This is a genomic window from Mesorhizobium hunchu, assembly GCF_040081975.1.
Classification (GTDB): Bacteria; Pseudomonadota; Alphaproteobacteria; order Rhizobiales; family Rhizobiaceae; genus Mesorhizobium; species Mesorhizobium hunchu.
Genome location: NZ_JBEBMG010000002.1, coordinates 588,862 through 605,258, shown reverse-complemented (window position 1 = coordinate 605,258; position 16,397 = coordinate 588,862). Strand labels below are relative to the sequence as shown.

20 protein-coding genes and 1 tRNA gene are annotated in these 16,397 nt (G+C 66.2%); 8 read left to right on the top strand and 13 right to left on the bottom strand.

Going from position 1 to position 16,397, the window contains the following annotated elements:
- The first annotated feature begins 2 nt into the window (after positions 1-2).
- The 4 genes from ABMA46_RS06415 (at position 3) to ABMA46_RS06400 (ending at position 2,201) form a co-directional block, all read left to right on the top strand.
- Entirely contained in the window at positions 3-632 is a 630-nt protein-coding gene (locus tag ABMA46_RS06415; protein ID WP_348998466.1) for an alpha/beta hydrolase, read from the top strand.
- Complete coding sequence (locus ABMA46_RS06410) at positions 629-928, top strand: GNAT family N-acetyltransferase (RefSeq protein ID WP_348998465.1); 300 nt, start codon at positions 629-631, stop codon at positions 926-928. Before ABMA46_RS06415 ends, ABMA46_RS06410 begins: the two co-directional genes overlap by 4 nt.
- Before the next feature lie 101 nt (positions 929-1,029).
- Positions 1,030-1,566: a sigma-70 family RNA polymerase sigma factor gene (locus tag ABMA46_RS06405; RefSeq protein WP_348998552.1), complete on the top strand. Its 537-nt coding sequence runs from the start codon at positions 1,030-1,032 to the stop codon at positions 1,564-1,566.
- Complete coding sequence (locus ABMA46_RS06400; RefSeq protein ID WP_348998464.1) at positions 1,563-2,201, top strand: NrsF family protein; 639 nt, start codon at positions 1,563-1,565, stop codon at positions 2,199-2,201. Before ABMA46_RS06405 ends, ABMA46_RS06400 begins: the two co-directional genes overlap by 4 nt.
- 53 nt (positions 2,202-2,254) lie before the next feature.
- On the opposite strand, the gene ABMA46_RS06395 is transcribed toward ABMA46_RS06400, so the two are convergent.
- The 7 genes from ABMA46_RS06395 to ABMA46_RS06365 form a co-directional block, all read right to left on the bottom strand.
- On the bottom strand, positions 2,255-3,133 hold the full coding sequence (locus tag ABMA46_RS06395) for a 3-hydroxybutyryl-CoA dehydrogenase (protein ID WP_348998463.1): 879 nt from the start codon (positions 3,131-3,133) through the stop codon (positions 2,255-2,257).
- A 117-nt stretch (positions 3,134-3,250) separates the two neighbouring features.
- A complete protein-coding gene (locus ABMA46_RS06390) occupies positions 3,251-4,180 on the bottom strand; it encodes an electron transfer flavoprotein subunit alpha/FixB family protein (protein ID WP_348998462.1) in 930 nt (309 codons plus the stop codon).
- A 23-nt stretch (positions 4,181-4,203) separates the two neighbouring features.
- A complete protein-coding gene (locus ABMA46_RS06385; protein ID WP_348998461.1) occupies positions 4,204-4,953 on the bottom strand; it encodes an electron transfer flavoprotein subunit beta/FixA family protein in 750 nt (249 codons plus the stop codon).
- Positions 4,954-5,158: 205 nt separating this feature from the next.
- Entirely contained in the window at positions 5,159-5,929 is a 771-nt protein-coding gene (locus tag ABMA46_RS06380) for a rhomboid family intramembrane serine protease (RefSeq protein ID WP_348998460.1), read from the bottom strand.
- 24 nt (positions 5,930-5,953) lie between these two features.
- Positions 5,954-6,535 (bottom strand): cob(I)yrinic acid a,c-diamide adenosyltransferase, encoded by a 582-nt coding sequence (locus tag ABMA46_RS06375; protein WP_348998459.1) that lies wholly within the window; start codon positions 6,533-6,535, stop codon positions 5,954-5,956.
- A gap of 16 nt (positions 6,536-6,551) precedes the next feature.
- Positions 6,552-6,743, bottom strand: coding sequence for a twin transmembrane helix small protein (locus tag ABMA46_RS06370; protein ID WP_348998458.1), 192 nt, complete (start codon positions 6,741-6,743; stop codon positions 6,552-6,554).
- Positions 6,744-6,760: 17 nt separating this feature from the next.
- On the bottom strand, positions 6,761-7,621 hold the full coding sequence (locus ABMA46_RS06365) for an SDR family oxidoreductase (RefSeq protein ID WP_348998457.1): 861 nt from the start codon (positions 7,619-7,621) through the stop codon (positions 6,761-6,763).
- Between the two features lie 56 nt (positions 7,622-7,677).
- Between ABMA46_RS06365 and ABMA46_RS06360 the strand changes: the two genes are divergently transcribed.
- Positions 7,678-8,532 (top strand): YihY/virulence factor BrkB family protein, encoded by an 855-nt coding sequence (locus ABMA46_RS06360; RefSeq protein ID WP_348998456.1) that lies wholly within the window; start codon positions 7,678-7,680, stop codon positions 8,530-8,532.
- Here ABMA46_RS06360 and ABMA46_RS06355 read toward each other — a convergent pair.
- Together ABMA46_RS06355 and gluQRS are read right to left on the bottom strand one after the other, a co-directional pair.
- Entirely contained in the window at positions 8,499-9,389 is an 891-nt protein-coding gene (locus ABMA46_RS06355) for a DMT family transporter (protein WP_348998455.1), read from the bottom strand. The genes ABMA46_RS06360 and ABMA46_RS06355 overlap by 34 nt on opposite strands.
- A gap of 113 nt (positions 9,390-9,502) precedes the next feature.
- Positions 9,503-10,375 carry a tRNA glutamyl-Q(34) synthetase GluQRS gene (gluQRS, locus tag ABMA46_RS06350; RefSeq protein WP_348998454.1) on the bottom strand — a complete coding sequence of 291 codons (873 nt, stop codon included), beginning with the start codon at positions 10,373-10,375 and terminating at the stop codon, positions 9,503-9,505.
- Positions 10,376-10,466: 91 nt separating this feature from the next.
- On the opposite strand from gluQRS, the gene ABMA46_RS06345 reads away from it, so the two are divergent.
- Both ABMA46_RS06345 and ABMA46_RS06340 read left to right on the top strand, forming a co-directional pair.
- A complete protein-coding gene (locus tag ABMA46_RS06345; RefSeq protein ID WP_348998453.1) occupies positions 10,467-11,108 on the top strand; it encodes a DNA-3-methyladenine glycosylase family protein in 642 nt (213 codons plus the stop codon).
- 129 nt (positions 11,109-11,237) lie between these two features.
- Entirely contained in the window at positions 11,238-11,795 is a 558-nt protein-coding gene (locus ABMA46_RS06340) for an HNH endonuclease (RefSeq protein WP_348998452.1), read from the top strand.
- A gap of 42 nt (positions 11,796-11,837) precedes the next feature.
- On the opposite strand, the gene ABMA46_RS06335 is transcribed toward ABMA46_RS06340, so the two are convergent.
- Complete coding sequence (locus ABMA46_RS06335) at positions 11,838-12,356, bottom strand: disulfide bond formation protein B (RefSeq protein WP_348998451.1); 519 nt, start codon at positions 12,354-12,356, stop codon at positions 11,838-11,840.
- A gap of 25 nt (positions 12,357-12,381) precedes the next feature.
- Positions 12,382-12,969, bottom strand: a complete 588-nt coding sequence (locus tag ABMA46_RS06330) for a YqaA family protein (protein ID WP_348998450.1) — start codon at positions 12,967-12,969, stop codon at positions 12,382-12,384.
- A 298-nt stretch (positions 12,970-13,267) separates the two neighbouring features.
- On the opposite strand from ABMA46_RS06330, the gene ABMA46_RS06325 reads away from it, so the two are divergent.
- Positions 13,268-13,352: transfer RNA gene (locus tag ABMA46_RS06325), tRNA-Leu, on the top strand.
- A 184-nt stretch (positions 13,353-13,536) separates the two neighbouring features.
- On the opposite strand, the gene ABMA46_RS06320 is transcribed toward ABMA46_RS06325, so the two are convergent.
- Positions 13,537-14,820: a GNAT family N-acetyltransferase gene (locus ABMA46_RS06320; protein WP_348998449.1), complete on the bottom strand. Its 1,284-nt coding sequence runs from the start codon at positions 14,818-14,820 to the stop codon at positions 13,537-13,539.
- Complete coding sequence (locus ABMA46_RS06315) at positions 14,820-16,220, bottom strand: oligosaccharide flippase family protein (RefSeq protein WP_348998448.1); 1,401 nt, start codon at positions 16,218-16,220, stop codon at positions 14,820-14,822. The genes ABMA46_RS06320 and ABMA46_RS06315 overlap by 1 nt, the downstream gene beginning before the upstream one ends.
- Positions 16,221-16,397: the final 177 nt, after the last annotated feature.

Below are 16,397 nucleotides of genomic sequence, written 5' to 3'. Positions count from 1 at the left end.
CCATGACACTGGACAGCTATATCCACAAGGTCGTGCCCGGTACGCCGGGCGGACCGCTCCTGTTCGTGTTTCACGGCACCGGCGGCGACGAAAACCAGCTTGCGGCGCTCGGCCGCGAGTTGTCGGCGGAGGCGACCATCGTTGCCCCGCGCGGCGATGTCGCCGAATTCGGCGCGGCACGGTTCTTCCGCCGTACAGGCGAAGGCGTCTACGACATGGACGATCTGGCCCGCGCCAGCGCCAAGATGGCGGCCTTCGTCAAGGCGCATGTCGCCGCGGCCAGGCCGTCGGCTGTGCTGGGGCTCGGCTATTCGAACGGCGCCAACATACTGGCGGCGACGCTGTTTTCGGCGCCGACGCTGTTCGACGGAGCGGTGCTGATGCATCCGCTGATTCCGTTCGAACCGCACATCGCCGGAAGCCTCGCCGGCAAGCGGGTCCTGATCACGGCGGGCAGGCGGGATCCGATCTGCCCACCGGTGCTGACCAGCCGGCTCGAAGCCTGGCTGGAGGCGTCGGGCGCGGAAGTCGCCCTTGAATGGCACGACGGTGGCCACGAACTACGTCCCAACGAAATCGCGGCGGCCAGACGATTCCTGTGCGCCAGCATCGAGAAAGGAAAACAGCCATGAACGACGCTTTGCCGACCATACGCCTCGAGGACAGCGGCACGAAGGGCCGCTACGTGATTGCGGGGCCGGACGGTGCCGAGGCCGAGATGACTTTCACCAAGGTCGGCCAGCACCAGATCATCATCGACCATACCGGCGTGCCGGATGCCTTCCGGGGGCAGGGCGTCGGGCTCAGCTTGGTCACCCGCGCGGTCGAGGACGCGCGCGCTCAAGGCAAGAAGATCATCCCGCTCTGCCCGTTCGCCGCCGCGCAGTTCCGCCGCCATCCGGAATGGGCGGACGTTCTGAAGACGTAGAAGGGTCGCCGTCCGGCCCTGCTTCCACTTTGGCTTGGACTTTGCGCGCCCGGCACCGTAACAAAACGCTGCCGGAATGCGAATGGACCAAGGTGGAGCCTGTGATCGGCAAGGACGAGGCCGAACTTGCCGGACTGCTGCGCGCGGCGATCGCCGGAGACGAGAAGGCCTATGCCGACTTCCTCCAGCGCGCCGCGGGGCTGGTGCGTGGCTTTGCTCGCCGCAGGGTGACGCATGGCGGCGTGGATCCGGAGGACGTGGTGCAGGAGACCTTGCTCGCCATTCACCTGAAGCGGCAGACCTGGCGCGAAGACGCGCACGTGCTGCCCTGGATCTACGCCATCGCGCGCTACAAGCTGATCGATGCCTTCCGCCGGCGCGGCCGGCGGATCGAAGTGGAGATAGACGAGATCGCCGACAGCATCGCCGCGCCTGAACCGGAGACGCTCAGTGAGCGCGACCTCAATCGCGCGCTGGATACGCTGCCGCCGGGCCAGAGGTCGGTGGTCTCGGCGATCTCCGTGGACGGCCGGTCGATCAGCGAGACGGCGGGAAAGCTCGGCATGAGCGAAGTCGCGGTCAGGGTGGCGCTGCACCGCGGGCTTCAGGCTATCGCCAAGCGGTTCAAAAGCACATGAAGACCGACGACCTCATCCGCGCGCTTGGCGCAGACAGCCGCAACGCCGGACCGTCCATCGACCGGGCCTGGTTGACGGGCGGTGCCGCCGCCGTGGCGCTTGCCGCGATCGTCTTCTTCGCCACGATCGGCCCGCGTGCCGATTTCATGGCGGCCGCGCACACGATGCGTTTCCTGTTCAAGTTCGTCTTCACGGCAAGCCTGGCGCTGACCGCCTTCCTGTGCGCCAGGGCCTTTTCGATGCCGGGCGCCTATTCCAGACGCATGGGACTGGCGCTGCTTCTGGCGCCGGCGCTGATGATCGCTGCGGTGATGGCCGAACTCACGGTCATGCCAGAACAGACCTGGATGCCGAGGATGATCGGCACCAACTCCATGATCTGCATGAGCTTCATTCCGCTGATCGGCATCGGCCCGCTGGCGGTTTTCATCGCGGTGCTGCGTTACGGAGCACCGACGCGGCCTGTGCTGGCGGGCGCGCTCGCCGGCCTGCTGGCCGGCGGACTGGGGGCGACGTTCTACGCGGCCCATTGTTTCGACGACTCGCCGCTGTTCGTGGCGGTCTGGTACACGATCGCCATCGCCGTCATGGCGGCTCTCGGAGCGATCGCGGGGCGGGTGTTCATCCGCTGGTAGCGTCGCAGCCGGCTGACCGGCTCCGAATGCCCTGGCCGGCTGTTCTGCCGCGTTCAGCGGGTCGGGACGGGGTGCTCGCCGCGGTAGTCGTAGAAGCCGCGGCCGGCCTTGCGGCCGAGCCATCCGGCCTCGACATATTTCACCAGCAGCGGGCAGGGGCGATATTTCGAGTCCGACAGGCCATCATGCAGCACCTGCATGATCGACAGGCAGGTGTCGAGGCCGATGAAGTCGGCAAGCTGCAGCGGTCCCATCGGATGGTTGGCGCCGAGCCGCATGGCGGTGTCGATAGCCTCGACGGTGCCGACGCCCTCGTAAAGCGTGTAGATGGCCTCGTTGATCATCGGCAGCAGGATGCGGTTGACGATGAAGGCCGGGAAATCCTCCGAGACGGTGACCGTCTTGTCGAGCTTGCCGACATAAGCCTTGGCCATCTCGAAGGTCTGGTCTTCCGTGGCGATGCCGCGCACCAGCTCCACCAGCTTCATCAGCGGAACCGGGTTCATGAAATGGATGCCAATGAAACGCTCCGGCCTGTCGGTCGAGGCGGCCAGACGGGTGATGGAGATCGAGGAGGTGTTGGTCGCCAGGATGGCCGTGGGGTTCAGCACCGGACAAAGCTGGTTGTAGATCTTGCGCTTGACGGTCTCGTCCTCGGTCGCGGCCTCGATCACCAGATCCGCGGCTGCCAGATCCGCCATCTCGGCGGCCGAGGCGATGCGGCCCATGGCGCCCTTGCGGGCATCCTCCTCCAGCTTGCCCGAGGAGACCTGCCGCGCCATGTTGCCGTTGATGGTGGCGATGCCGTTTTCGATTCGGTCGGCCGACACGTCGTACAGCAGGACGTTATATCCCGCCAGCGCCGAGACATGGGCGATGCCGCCGCCCATCTGGCCCGCGCCGACGATGCCGATCGTTTCGATCTTGCCCATCACACCGATCCCGTCCGCGGCTGACGCCGCCTGTTTTTTTGTGCAGTGCAAACTAGAAGGGCGGGGCAGCTTCGTCTACCCCGCCCTTCACAATTTAATACCGAAGTCGAAAGAGCGTCAAAGCGCCTTTTCGAGTTCGGGCAGGACGGTGAAGAGGTCGCCGACGATGCCGTAGTCGGCGACCTGGAAGATCGGCGCTTCCTCGTCCTTGTTGATGGCGACGATGACCTTCGAATCCTTCATGCCGGCGAGATGCTGGATGGCGCCGGAGATGCCGCAGGCGATGTAGAGGTCGGGAGCGACCACCTTGCCGGTCTGGCCGACCTGCCAGTCGTTGGGGGCGTAGCCGGCGTCGACCGCCGCGCGGCTGGCGCCGACGGCGGCGCCGAGCTTGTCGGCGACCGGCAGGATGACTTCCTGGAACTTCTCCGCCGAGCCGAGCGCGCGGCCGCCCGAGATGATGATCTTGGCCGAGGTGAGTTCGGGGCGGTCGCTTTCCGACAGCCTGTTTTCCACAAAGGTGGACAAGCCCGGGTTGTCGGCGGCCTTGACGGTCTCCACCGCGGCCGAGCCACCGTCGGGCGCCGACTGGAAGGAGGCCGTGCGCACGGTGATGACCTTCTTGGGCTCGCTCGCCTGAACCGTCTGGATGGCGTTGCCGGCATAGATCGGCCGCTTGAAGGTGTCGGGCGAGACCACCTCGATGATCTCCGACACCTGGGCGACGTCGAGCAGGGCGGCGACGCGGGGGGCGACGTTCTTGCCGGTCGAGGTGGCGGGCGCGACGATGGTGTCGTAGTTGCCGGCGAGCGAGACGACCAGCGCGGCGGTTGGCTCGGCCAGGCGCTCGGCGAGTTCGTCGGCCTCGGCCAGCAGCACCTTGCGCACGCCCTTGAGCTTGGCGGCTTCGTCGGCGGCTGCCTTGGCGCCCTTGCCGGCGACCAGCACGTCGACGTCGGAACCGATCTTGAGGGCCGCCGACAGCGCCTTGGCGGTCTGGTCGGACAGCGTTGCGTTGTCGTGTTCGGCGATCAGGAGAATAGCCATATTTTTTGTCCTTCCTTTTCGCTTCAGAGCACGCCGGCTTCGTTCTTCAGCTTGTCGACCAGTTCGGCCACCGAGCCCACCTTGACCCCTGCCTTGCGGCCGCCCGGCTCCTCGGTCTTGAGGACCTTGAGACGCGGCGCGACGTCGGCCCCGAAATCGGCCGGGCTCTTCTCGTCCAGCGGCTTCTTCTTGGCCTTCATGATGTTGGGCAGCGAGGCGTAGCGCGGCTGGTTCAACCGCAGGTCCGCCGTGACGATCGCCGGCATCTTCAGCTCGATCGTCTGCAGTCCGCCGTCGACCTCGCGGGTGACTTTGGCCTTGTCGCCGTCCAGTTCCACCTTGGAGGCGAAGGTGCCCTGGCTCCAACCGAGCAGCGCGGCCAGCATCTGGCCGGTCTGGTTGGCGTCGTCGTCGATCGCCTGCTTCCCGAGGATGACGAGGCCAGGCTGCTCGGCCTCGACCACGCCCTTGAGCACCTTGGCGACGCCGAGCGGCTCGACCGCCTCGTCGACCTTGACCAGGATGGCGCGGTCGGCGCCCATGGCGAGCGCGGTGCGCAGCGTCTCGGCGGCCTGCGCTGGGCCGATCGAGACCACCACGATCTCCTCGGCCTTGCCGGCTTCCTTGAGGCGGATCGCCTCCTCGACCGCGATCTCGTCGAACGGGTTCATCGCCATCTTGACGTTGGCGAGCTCGACGCCCGAACCGTCCGCCTTCACGCGCACCTTCACATTCGCGTCCACAACCCGCTTCACCGGGACAAGCAGCTTCATCGTGGTATCACCTCTCGACTGTTCTGGAGTGCGCTATAGCAGCGCCGGACCGCCCGGATTTGCCGAAAGCCGACATCCTTGGCGGGAATTCTGTTCTTCGGCCGCCCCTTGGTGGCATCTGGGCTGCCGCAGGCGCGCGGACCCTAGTTGCGGCGGACAGGGCCGTCAATATCGGCAAACGGTCCAAATCGGTTGAATGATGACGTTAGCGGCGCCCCCAGCGCTGCACCGGTCCGGCCTCGCCGGGTTCGACGGCACTCTTCTGCACGACCTTCACCGAGCGGGGCGTCACCAGTTCCTTGTCCATCAGCGGAACGTCGCCGCGCCGCAGGATCAGGACCAGAACCGCGCCGGCCAGGATGCCGCCGACATGGCAGGCCCAGGAGATGCGGTCGTCGCCGCCGATGGCGAACATGACGAATTGCAGCGCGATCCACAGCGCGATGATGATGTAGGCGGGGATGCGAAGAGGGATGCGGGCAAAGGCCAGAATCCAGATCTTCACGCGTGGATGAAGGACCAGATAGGCGGTGACGACGCCGGCGATCGCGCCAGACGCGCCGATCAGCGGCTCCTGCGAATCAGGCGCGACCAGCCCGTGGACGAAAGCGCCGGCGACCGCGCACAGGAGATAGAAGACCAGGTAGCGCACATGGCCGAGCGCATCCTCGACATTGTCGCCGAACACCCACAAAAACAGCATGTTGCCACCGAGATGGATGATGTCGGCATGCAGGAAGGCATAGGTCAGGTAGCTCCAGTCTTCCGGGATGACGATGAACTGCACGGGAAGCCCGGCGGTGTGATGGACGACGGAGGGAATGAAGCCGAGGCCGAGAACGGCGGCGTTGGTGAATTGTTCGCCGCCCAGCGTGGTGGCGAGGTAGATGATGACGTTCGCCGCGATCAGCCCGAGCGTGACGTATTGGAGCTTGATGTGATGGAGACCGTTCGCGTCATGAAGCGGAATGAACATGGGCGCCCTTGCTGCGTGACGTACTCAGCGGTTCTTGCCGGGCACCCATAGCACATCGGCTTTTCCGTTGTCATTGACGGCGCGGGCGACGACGAACAGCAGGTCGGAGAGGCGGTTGAGAAACTTCACCGTTTCCGGATTGACGGGTTCGTCCGGTTCCCGGGATAGCGCCACCGCCAGACGCTCGGCGCGGCGCGTTACGGTGCGGGCAAGGTGGAGGGCGGCGGCCGCCGGCGTGCCGCCGTTGAGCACGAAGGATTTCAGCGGCGCCAGGACCCGGTTCAGCGCGTCGATGTCGCGCTCCAGCCGCTCGACCTGCGAGGCAACGATGCGAAGCGGCTCATAGCCGAGCGGCTCGCCGGTGTCGGGTACGGACAGGTCGGCGCCGAGGTCGAACAGGTCGTTCTGGATGCGGGCGAGCATGGCGTCGATCGCCGGATGCAGCGGGCCGGTATGGATGCGCGCCATGCCGATGCAGGCGTTGGCCTCGTCGACCGTGCCGTAGGCCTCGACGCGCAGGTCGCATTTCAGGCGGCGCGCGCCGTTGCCGAGCCCGGTGGTGCCGTCGTCGCCGGTGCGCGTATAGATCTTGTTGAGCTTGACCATGCGGCCCTCCCGAAACCTATTTCCGGGTCAGGTAGACGACGATGAGGATCAGGACGATGGCGACAGCCTGGAGCGCGACGCGCGCCTGCATCAGCTTGTTGGAGGTCGCGCCGGAACCGCCCCGCATCATGTTGACGAGGCCGCGGATCAGCACCGCCACGACGGCCACCATGACGACGATGGTGAGGAATTTGAGAAAGGTGTCCATGGGCGCTTCCGATCGGTTCAGACGTTGCGTGCGAGAATTCGATAAAGCAGGCCGGCCGGCAGCAACCGCTTCATCGCCACGCCGATGCGAGCCGGCAAGGTTACCACATAGTGCGCGCGGGGTCTCTTCGACAGCAGGGCGTGGCTGAGCGCGGCGTAGACGGCTTGAGGATCGCTGCGATGCGCTTCGGCCTGCTCCGAGCGGACCTGGCGCATCTGCGCCTTGTAGCCGGCGCGATGGACGGAACCGGCATAGTCGATGTTCTTTAGAAACCAGGTCATGCCGTTGGCATGGATATTCGAACGGATCGGGCCGGGCTCGATCAGCGAAACCTGGATGCCGGCGTCGGCGACTTCCTGCCGCAGGCTCAGCATCAGCCCTTCGAGCGCGTATTTGGAGGCGCAGTAGGCGCCGCGGTAGCGCGCCGGCAGCAGGCCGAGGATGGACGAGCAGTGGACGATGCGTCCATGTCCCTGCGCCCGCATGACGGGAACGATGCGCCTTGTGAGGTCATGCCAGCCGAAGACATTGGCCTCGAACTGCTCGCGCAGCGCCTCGACCGGCAAATCCTCGACGGCGCCGGCTTGGGCGTGCGCGCCGTTGTTGTAGAGCGCATCAAGCCGGCCGCCCGTGCGCTCCAGAACCGAGGCGACGAGAGCCTCGATCGAATCGGATTGGCGATAGTCGAGAAAGAAGGCCTCCATTCCCTCTGCTTCGAGGGCGGCGATGTCGTCCGGCTTGCGGGCGGTGGCGAAAACCCGCCAGCCGTCGGCCTTCAGGGCGCGCGCGCAATAGGCTCCGATGCCGGAAGAGGCGCCGGTGACGATGATGCCGCGTTGCCGCGAGGCCGTGGAAGAAGGGCTGCCGAGACTTGCCATTTGCACCAAACCCTTCCCATATTCGCGGCCGCTAGACAATTGCAGGGAAAGTGCCGTTGCTGCGCAACATCGTCGCCGTCAAGCGTGTCCTCTACGACGCGCTCGGTCACTTCAACAATGACGACGGATGGGCGATGTCGAGCCATCTGGCGATCACCGCCTTGATGGCGCTTTTCCCCTTCCTCATCTTCGCCACGACGCTCGGAAGCTTTCTCGGCGCGCAGGCGTTCGCGCAAACGGCGGTGCATATCGTGTTCGACACCTGGCCCGAGCAGATCGCCGAGCCGATCTCGCGCGAGGTGCTGCGCGTGCTAACCGTGCAGCGCACCGACCTTCTGACCTATGGCGTCGTGCTGGCCGCCTATTTCGCGTCCAACGGCATCGAGGCCGTGCGCACCTCGCTCAACCGCGCCTACCGCGTAACCGAAACCCGGGGCTTCCTGCTCCGCCGTGCGCAAAGCCTGATCTTCGTGCTGATCGCCACGGTCGGCTTCCTGGTGATCTCGGTGCTGCTCGTCTTCGCGCCGCTGATCGCGCGGCTGGCGGAGCAGCGCTTCGAGTGGATCGAGCCCTATATGGGAACGTTCACGCTGTGGCGCTTCATCATCGCCTCGACCGTGATCGTGCTCGGCCTGTTCGCCGTGCACGTATGGCTGCCGGCCGGCAAGCGGCGTTTCGTGTCGCTGATCCCGGGCATTCTCTTTACCCTGATCGCCTGGCTGATCGGGTCGACGGTCTTCGCCGCCTATATCGATCATTTCTCGTCCTATGTGACGACCTATGCGGGGCTGGCTTCGATCATGATCGCGGTGGTGTTCCTCTATATCGTCTCGGCGATCTTCATCCTGGGTGGAGAGCTCAATGCCGCCATCAGCCGCTATCTGGAAGCGCGCGCCCGCGTCGGCGGCTGAGCCGTCGCCAGGCCGACGCCGACGGTGGCGATCGCCATGCCGGCGAGCTGGATGGCGTCGAGCTGCTCGCCGAACAGGAAAAAGGCGAGGATCGCGGTGACGGCGGGCACCAGATAGAACAGCGACGCCACCTTCGAGGTCTCGCCGTCGCGGATCATGACCATCAAAAGGAAGATGGCGCCGATCGACAGCACCAGGACCAGCCAGGCCAGCGCGAAGAGCAGTTCGCCGTTGACGGTCACCTGTCGCGTCTCGAACAGGAGCGAGCCCAGCGCCATCATCACCGTCCCGCCGACATATTGCCAGAAGGTGGCGGCGACGAGATCGCCGCCGCGGATGGAGCGCTTCTGCCAGATGGTGCCGACGCTGATGGCGAGCACCGCCGCCAGGCAGGCCGACAGCGTGGCGGCATCGACGCCGCCGCCGGCCGCGCCGAGTTTCGGCCAGAACACGATGACGACCCCTGCGAAGCCGGCGGCGAGGCCGAGCCAGTGGCGCGGCAGGATGCGCTCGCCGAGCATGGTGCCGGCGAGCACCGCCGTGATCAGCGGTTGCAGCCCGGCGATCAGCCCGGCGAGGCCGGCCGGCATGCCGTGATGCACCGCCCAGAACACGCCGCCGAGATAGACGCCCTGCATGAGGATGCCGACGCCGATGGAATGCAGCGCCTGGTTGTGCGGCAGCCTGGCCCTGCCGCGCGCAAGCATGGCGATCAACAGAATGGCGGCCGCGAGCGCGAAGCGCATGCCCAGGAAGGTGAACGGCTCGGCCCACGGCATGGCATAGCGCGCGCCGATGAAGCCTGTCGCCCACAACACCACGAAGGTGGCGGGTATGAACTTCTTGAGAGTTTCCATGAAGACCTGTCCGTGAGGGCGATGCGCCGGTCGCCGGATGCTCTATTGCGATTGCCGCGCGCAGGCAAAGCGAAACCGCTGATCCATAGATTCATCGAAACTGAAGGCGGCAGTCAGAGGCCGACGAGGGCCTTGACGCCGGCGGGCGCCATGCCGCTTTCGCGCAGCGCCGCGAGCCCGGTGTCGCGCAGGCTCTTGGAGAGCTTGCGGCCGTCCGGCCCGAGGATCAGCCGATGGTGCAGGTAACGCGGCCGAGGCAGGCCGAGCAGTTGCTGGAGGAGCCGTTGCACCGATGTCGCCAGATAAAGGTCCTTTCCCCTGACGACATGGCTGACGCCCTGCAAGGCGTCGTCCACCACGACGGCCAGATGGTAGCTGGTCGGGATGTCGCGGCGGGCGACGATCACGTCGCCCCAGTCCTGCGGCCGCGCCTCGACCTGCCGGACGGTCGAGAGGGTTTCGTCGGTGAACTCCTCCCAGGCGAGGTCCTTGCCCGCCTGTTCCCGCGCCGCATCCACGTTCAGGCGCCAGGCGAAGGGCTGGCCGTCGTCCACGCGTCTTCGGCGTTCGCGGGTGGAAAGCTCTCTTTCGCCCGTCGGGTAGAGCGGCGCGCCGTCGGGATCGCGCGGCCATGTCGCGGCCCTGCCGCTGTCGGCGATCACGGCGCGGATGTCGCCGCGGCTCAGGAACGCCGGATAGACGACGCCCTGCGCGATCAGACGGTCGAGCGCGGCATGGTAGTCGGCGAAATGCTCCGATTGGCGGCGCACCGGCGTTTCCCATTCGATCCCCAGCCATTCGAGATCGCGCAGGATCGCGGCTTCGAACGGCGGCGTGGAGCGGGCGATGTCGATGTCCTCGATCCTGAGCAGCAGGCGCCCGCCCGCCTGCCGTGCCAGCTCCCGGTTCAGCAGGGCGGAATAGGCGTGCCCGAGATGCAGGGCGCCGTTCGGGCTCGGGGCGAAGCGGAATGTCAGCAGCGTCATCGGGCAGGCGGCTATCGGGTTGTGCGGCGTTCTCGCCGATTGCTACCTTGCAGGCCGGTCCGGGACAAGCGACCGGCGGAGGAAGGACGGCATGCGGCGTATTGCGACGCTGGAAGACGTGGCCCGCGGGCTCGACGCGCTGTGCGCCGTCGATCCGCGGCTGGAAGCCGTGCGCCGTGCGGCGGGCGAGGTGCCGCTCAGGCTGTCGCCGCCGGGTTTCGCCAGCCTCGCCTCGATCATGGTGTCGCAGCAGGTGTCGCGCGCCAGCGCGAATGCCATCTTCGGCCGGCTGACGGGACTGCTCGATCCGCTGACGCCGCAGGCGGTGCTGGCGGCGGACGAGGCGGTGTTCCGCGAGGCCGGCCTGTCGCGACCCAAGCAGCGCGGCCTGCTGGCGGCGGCGAGGGCGGTGGCGGACGGGCTCGACCTCGACCATCTCTGTTCGCTGGACGCGGCGGAGGCGATCGCCGCGCTGACGGCGGTGCCGGGCATCGGCCCCTGGACGGCCGAATGCTACCTTCTGTTCGCCGCCGGCCACCCGGACGTGTTTCCGGCGCGCGACGTGGCGCTGCAGAGCGCGGTCGGCCATGCGCTCGGCATCGCCCCGCGCCCACCGGAGAAAATGCTGATCCGGCTGGCCGAATCATGGGCGCCGTTCAGGGGCGTCGCGTCGCGCCTTTTCTGGGCCTATTATCGCGAGATGAAGGGCAGGGACGCCACGCCCGTGGCTTAGCCTTGCAAAAAACCATAAAAATCATGCGCTTTTGCATGCCGCTGTGGCCGACAAGCCGCTTCACATCGCTGTCATGTCGGGCTTACAGTATCCGCGCCAATCGGTTGCAGGACCAAGGAGGCGAAGAACGTGACGGTCGCCGTATCCCCGGATGCGCTTCCCGCACTGGTGCTGAACGCGGACTACCGTCCGCTCAGCTATTACCCCCTGTCGCTCTGGTCGTGGCAGGACGCGATCAAGGCCGTGTTCCTCGACCGCGTCAACATCGTGGCCGAATACGAGCACGCCGTCTCTTCGCCGACCTTCTCCATGAAGCTGCCGTCGGTGGTCAGCCTCAAGGCCTATGTAAAACCCTCGCGGCATCCCGCCTTCACCCGCTTCAACGTGTTCCTGCGCGACCGTTTCCAATGCCAGTATTGCGGCACCGGGGAGGACCTCACCTTCGACCATGTCGTCCCGCGTCATCGCGGCGGCGCGACGACGTGGGAGAACGTGGTGGCCGCCTGTTCGCCCTGCAATCTGAAGAAAGGCGGCATGATGCCCTCGCAGGCCAGGATGTGGCCGCTGCAGAAGCCCTTCAAGCCGACCGTGCACGACCTGCACAACAACGGAAGGCTGTTCCCGCCCAACCATCTGCACGAAAGCTGGATGGACTATCTTTACTGGGATGTGGAGCTGGAGCCGTAGGGCGCTGTCTTTCCCTCCCCTCGGGGAGGAGAACGGCGCTCCTCAATCCTTTCCGAATGCGCCCTTGAACGCCACCGCGCCCAAGATGAGCGCGGCGATGGCCTGCCAGCCGGCGAGCGACAGGCCGAGGATGCGAAGCGCGGCCTTGTCGCAGGACGGCGGCACGAACTTGTCGAGTGCGTCGAGCACGCCGTTGCCGCCGGTGTCGACCGAGATGCCGACCGTGGTGCAGTCGGTCGGCCCCGGCCACCAGCCCCATTCGACGCCCGAATGATAGACGCCCAGATAAAGGCCGTAGAGCATCAGCAGGCCGCCGACGGCCAGCAGGCCTCGCGAGACCCAGGCCGGCAGTTTCAGCGCCGACGCCAGAAGGGCGAGCACCATCGCCGGCACGCCGATGTAATAGGGAATGCGCTGTTCGTAGCAGAGCTTGCAGGGAATGTAGCCGCCTATGTACTGGAAGGCGAGTGCCGAGCCGACCGTCGCGGCCATCGCCACAGCGAGGAAACCGGCAATGACGGTGCGGCGACGGGGCTGGGCCGGTGAAGCGAGTGCAGTCATGGAGAGATCATCCCGAAAGGATCGTTCACAGAGCGTATTTGACGACGATATAAAGCAGAATCAGGGCGGCGGCAGCGGCACCCGCGATCATGCCGAGGCGCTTCTCGATGAAGTCGCGGATCCGCTCGCCATAACGCCGCAGCAGCCAGGCGAGCAGCAGGAAGCGCCCGCCGCGCGCGACGATGGCGAGGCCGACGAACAGGGGCAGGCTGACGCCGATGACGCCCGACAGGATGGTGACAACCTTGATCGGCGGCAGGTGCGCGGCGCCGGACGTGATCAGCATCAGGATGATGAAGCCGACGCCCGACGAGGTGCGCAGGGCCTCGAATTCGTCGTACTTGCCATAGAACTGCAGCACCGGAACGGCGATGGCTTCATAGGCGTAGTGGCCGATGAACCAGCCGGCGATGCCGCCGAGCACGGAGGCGATGGTGGCCACCAGCGCGTAGCGATAGGCCCGCTCGGGGCGCGCCAGGGTCATGGGCAGGTAAAGCACGTCGGCAGGCACGAGAAAGATGGAGCTTTCGACGAAGGCGATGAAGGCCAGCCACCACTCGGCGGATTTCCTTGCCGCGAGCGACAGGGTCCAGTCGTAGAGTCCGCGCAGCATGAAGGTCCCTCGTGAGCCTCAGCCTGTCCAGAGCAACGCGCGTCCTGACGAACGCAGTTCCGCTGCTCCAGTCTGTTTTCCTTGGCCGCATTTGTGCGGACACCAGAAGATTCCGTCTGGCTGCAAAATGCTCTAGAAAGTTTCATCGCGCCGCACAATGGCGGCGGAGTCACGAAATGGACAACGCCGTCACAGTCCGATCGGCCGGTGCGGCCAAAGATTGCGAGGCTCGCTCAGCAGTTGACGAACCGGGGGCGGACCGTATAGTCCGCGCCCATGCGGGCCGCCCTGGCCCGATGCCCCTATGGCGGAATTGGTAGACGCGCTCGACTCAAAATCGAGTTCCGCAAGGAGTGCTGGTTCGATCCCGGCTAGGGGCACCACCCTTCGCTCTTCGAGCTTCGGGTGGCTTGCCACCCGGAGATCATTTGACGAGGGAGTGTCCTCCGAAGCCTTGGCGCAGGAGGACGCGTTCGAGCTTTCTCCTTCCGGCATCACCATTTTTTCCCGTCGTGCATGCCGCTTGGGCACAAACCCGGTCTGCCTGGCTGGCGGGCGCGACCTGCCCTAGCCGCGCCCGAGCAGGCTTTTGATGCGGTTGCGCAGGATGCGCGCCACGTTGCGGGTCTCGCGGTAGAGATGAAGCTGCGAGGCGGCCTGGCGGGCAAGGCGGTCGGTGTCGGGCGTCAGGCCGACGACGATCGTGCCCATCGGCCGCCGCTCGCTCCACAGCCGGCTCATCACCGGATGGTCCGGCACGGCGCAGGAATCGGTCAGCATGATGTTGGGGTCGTCGAGGTGCTGCCCGGTCACCTCGATCATCAGAAGGGTGCCCGGCGAAAACGACGCGTAGTTCTCGTCATAGGCCGTCTTCCAGGTATAGGCGTAGCCGGACTCGACCAGCACGATCAGGCTGGCGATGGGCTTGGCGTCGAGGGTCAGGGTGTGGATGCGGCACAGGTCCCGCTCCGAGAGCCGGTGAACCGCTTCGCGCGCGAAGGCGGCGCGGTAGCGGTCGATCGCCATCGCCGTGCGCTCGCGGCCCTTCCAGCCAGACGCTTCCAGCGTCAGGAAGGCCTCGATCGCATGGCGGATATCCTCCGGCCCGCGCGCCACGTGGTGCTGGAGGGCGCCGGTGTCGGCGAGCCGGCGCTTCAGGCGCCGGAATTCCCGGAAATGATGCGGCCTCAGCGACGCCTTGAGGTAGGGCTCCATATCCAGGTCGCTCCGGAGCACGGGGCGCATCAGCTCGCCCGTCGTGACGAGCGGAAGATCGTGCGTTTCGGCGACGGTCCCCAGCAGCGAGGCCGTGGCGCCGTCGAGCCGCATGTCGGGAAGCACGAGCAGCTTCGGCAGCTTCAGGTGCGGCCGCCTCAGCATCGCGAAGAAATCCTCGATCACGCCGACCGGATCGTCGCGGTCGACCAGCGGCGTGCCGACCGGCCCGAAGGGGCTGGACCATATGCGCATGATCGGAACGCCGAGCGGCATGGCGGGGCGCTCCACCGAGAAGGGCGCGAGCAGCCGCAGCCTGGAGCGATACTCGTCGCCGTCGCGGATCACGGCGAGCCGCACTTCGCGGTCCTCCAGGCGCGGCATCGCCGGCGCCAGGAAGCGCGGGTTGAAGAAGACGTTCGGCTCGATGGTCCGCGCGCTCAGGTAATCGAGTTCGTCGACAAGGTCGAAGCCGGCGGAAGCGGGATAGATGGCGAGCTTGCGTTCCGGCCGGTTGGCGGCGAGCAGTTCGATCTGGGCGAGATCGGCCGCGTCGCGTGCCAGTCCGGCCAGGCCCGACATCATCGCGCCGGCCGGCCCGCCGCTGGTTTCCTCGATCAACGGGATGGCTGCCATCAGGAAACGGTCCTCGCGGGAATGAAGATCACCATGACGATGCCGAAGCGGCGCCAGACGGTGTAGGACAGCGCGGCCGCCTCGAAGACCATTGCGAAGGCGGTCGACATCGCCGCGCCCCACAAATGGAAGTGCGGGATGAGGGCGACGTTGAGGCCGATGTTGAGCGCCAGCGTCAGCGCGTAGACGAACGCGCAGATGTTCTGGTTGCCGGTCATGGTGAGCAGGCTTTCGCAAGGGCCGACGGCGGCGCGGGCGACGACGCCCAGCACCAGCAGAAAGAGCAGCGGATAGCCGGCGACGAATTCGGGGCCGAAGAGGGTCAGCATGGGTTCGCCCAGCACCAGCACCAGGGCCGCCATCGCCAGCGACGGCCAGAAGGTCCACGACACGGTCTCGCGGGCGAAGGCGGCGAGCCTGTCGGGCTGGCCGTGCATGAACTGGGCGTAGCGGGTGGCGACGCCGGCCTTCACGGCGAAATAGACGAAATGGACGAGCGCCAGCGTCTTCACCGTGGCGAAATAGACGGCGACGTCGTCCGGTTGCAGGTAGAAGCCCACCATCAGCACGTCTGCGTTGGTGAGCAGGAAGAAGAAGCTCTCGACCAGGAAGATCGGCAGCGAGATCATGAACCACTGCCCGAGATGGATGGCCATCGGTCCGCCGGGCAGTTTCAGGTCGATGCGCCGGGTGACGCCGGCGAGCTGCACCACGCTGGTCGTGTAGGTGGCGGCGATGGAGGCCAGGATGCCGGTTCGGGCATCGGGCGCGAAGCCGGTCCACACGGCAAGCGCCATGAAGGCCAGGATCAGCAGCGGACGCATGATGTAGGTCGGCGTCAGGGCGAACAGCGCCCAGGAATGGGCGCGGGCGATGCCCTGCAGCAGGTCCGTCAGCGCGATCATCGGCAGGCACAACGCGCCGAGCAGGAAGGGAACGACATAGTAGCTCTCCATCCAGTCGGACAGGAACCAGACGCCGAGCGCGCCGAGCGCGGCGACCAGAGTGGATATGCCGAGCACGAAAAGCCGGCTGGCGAGCAGGATGCCGCGCAGCTCCGCAAGAAGGCCGCGTTCGCGATATTCGGGAATGAAGCGGATGACGGATGTGTGGAAGCCGAGGCAGGCGAGGCTGCCGACGATGATCGCGGTGGTCCAGACCAGGACGAGGATGCCGTATTCGAAGGACCCCATCCAGCGCGCCATCAGGACCTGGCTGGCAAAGGCGATGACGGCGCTGACGACGCGGACGACGAAGGCGATCAGCGATATGCGGCCGGCTTCGCCGCGCTCATCGGTCGCGAACAGCAGGCCGTCGACACGGTCGAGCAAAGGCTTGGCACGCAGCGCCATGCGCTGCGGCAACAACCGCTCGGCTGTGATGGCCGCGGAAAAGCGCACGCGATACTCCGTCTTCCGCCAGATGGTTCAGGGCCTAGCACAAAACGCGTTAAGAAACCGTGGGCGGGGTGGGGTCGGACAGCAGGTTCACGCAGGCACGATTGGCTACCCTCGTTCGCGTCATTCCGGGGCCGCGCAGCAGAACCCGGAAACCAGCTCTCCAGCCTTGCCGATTGA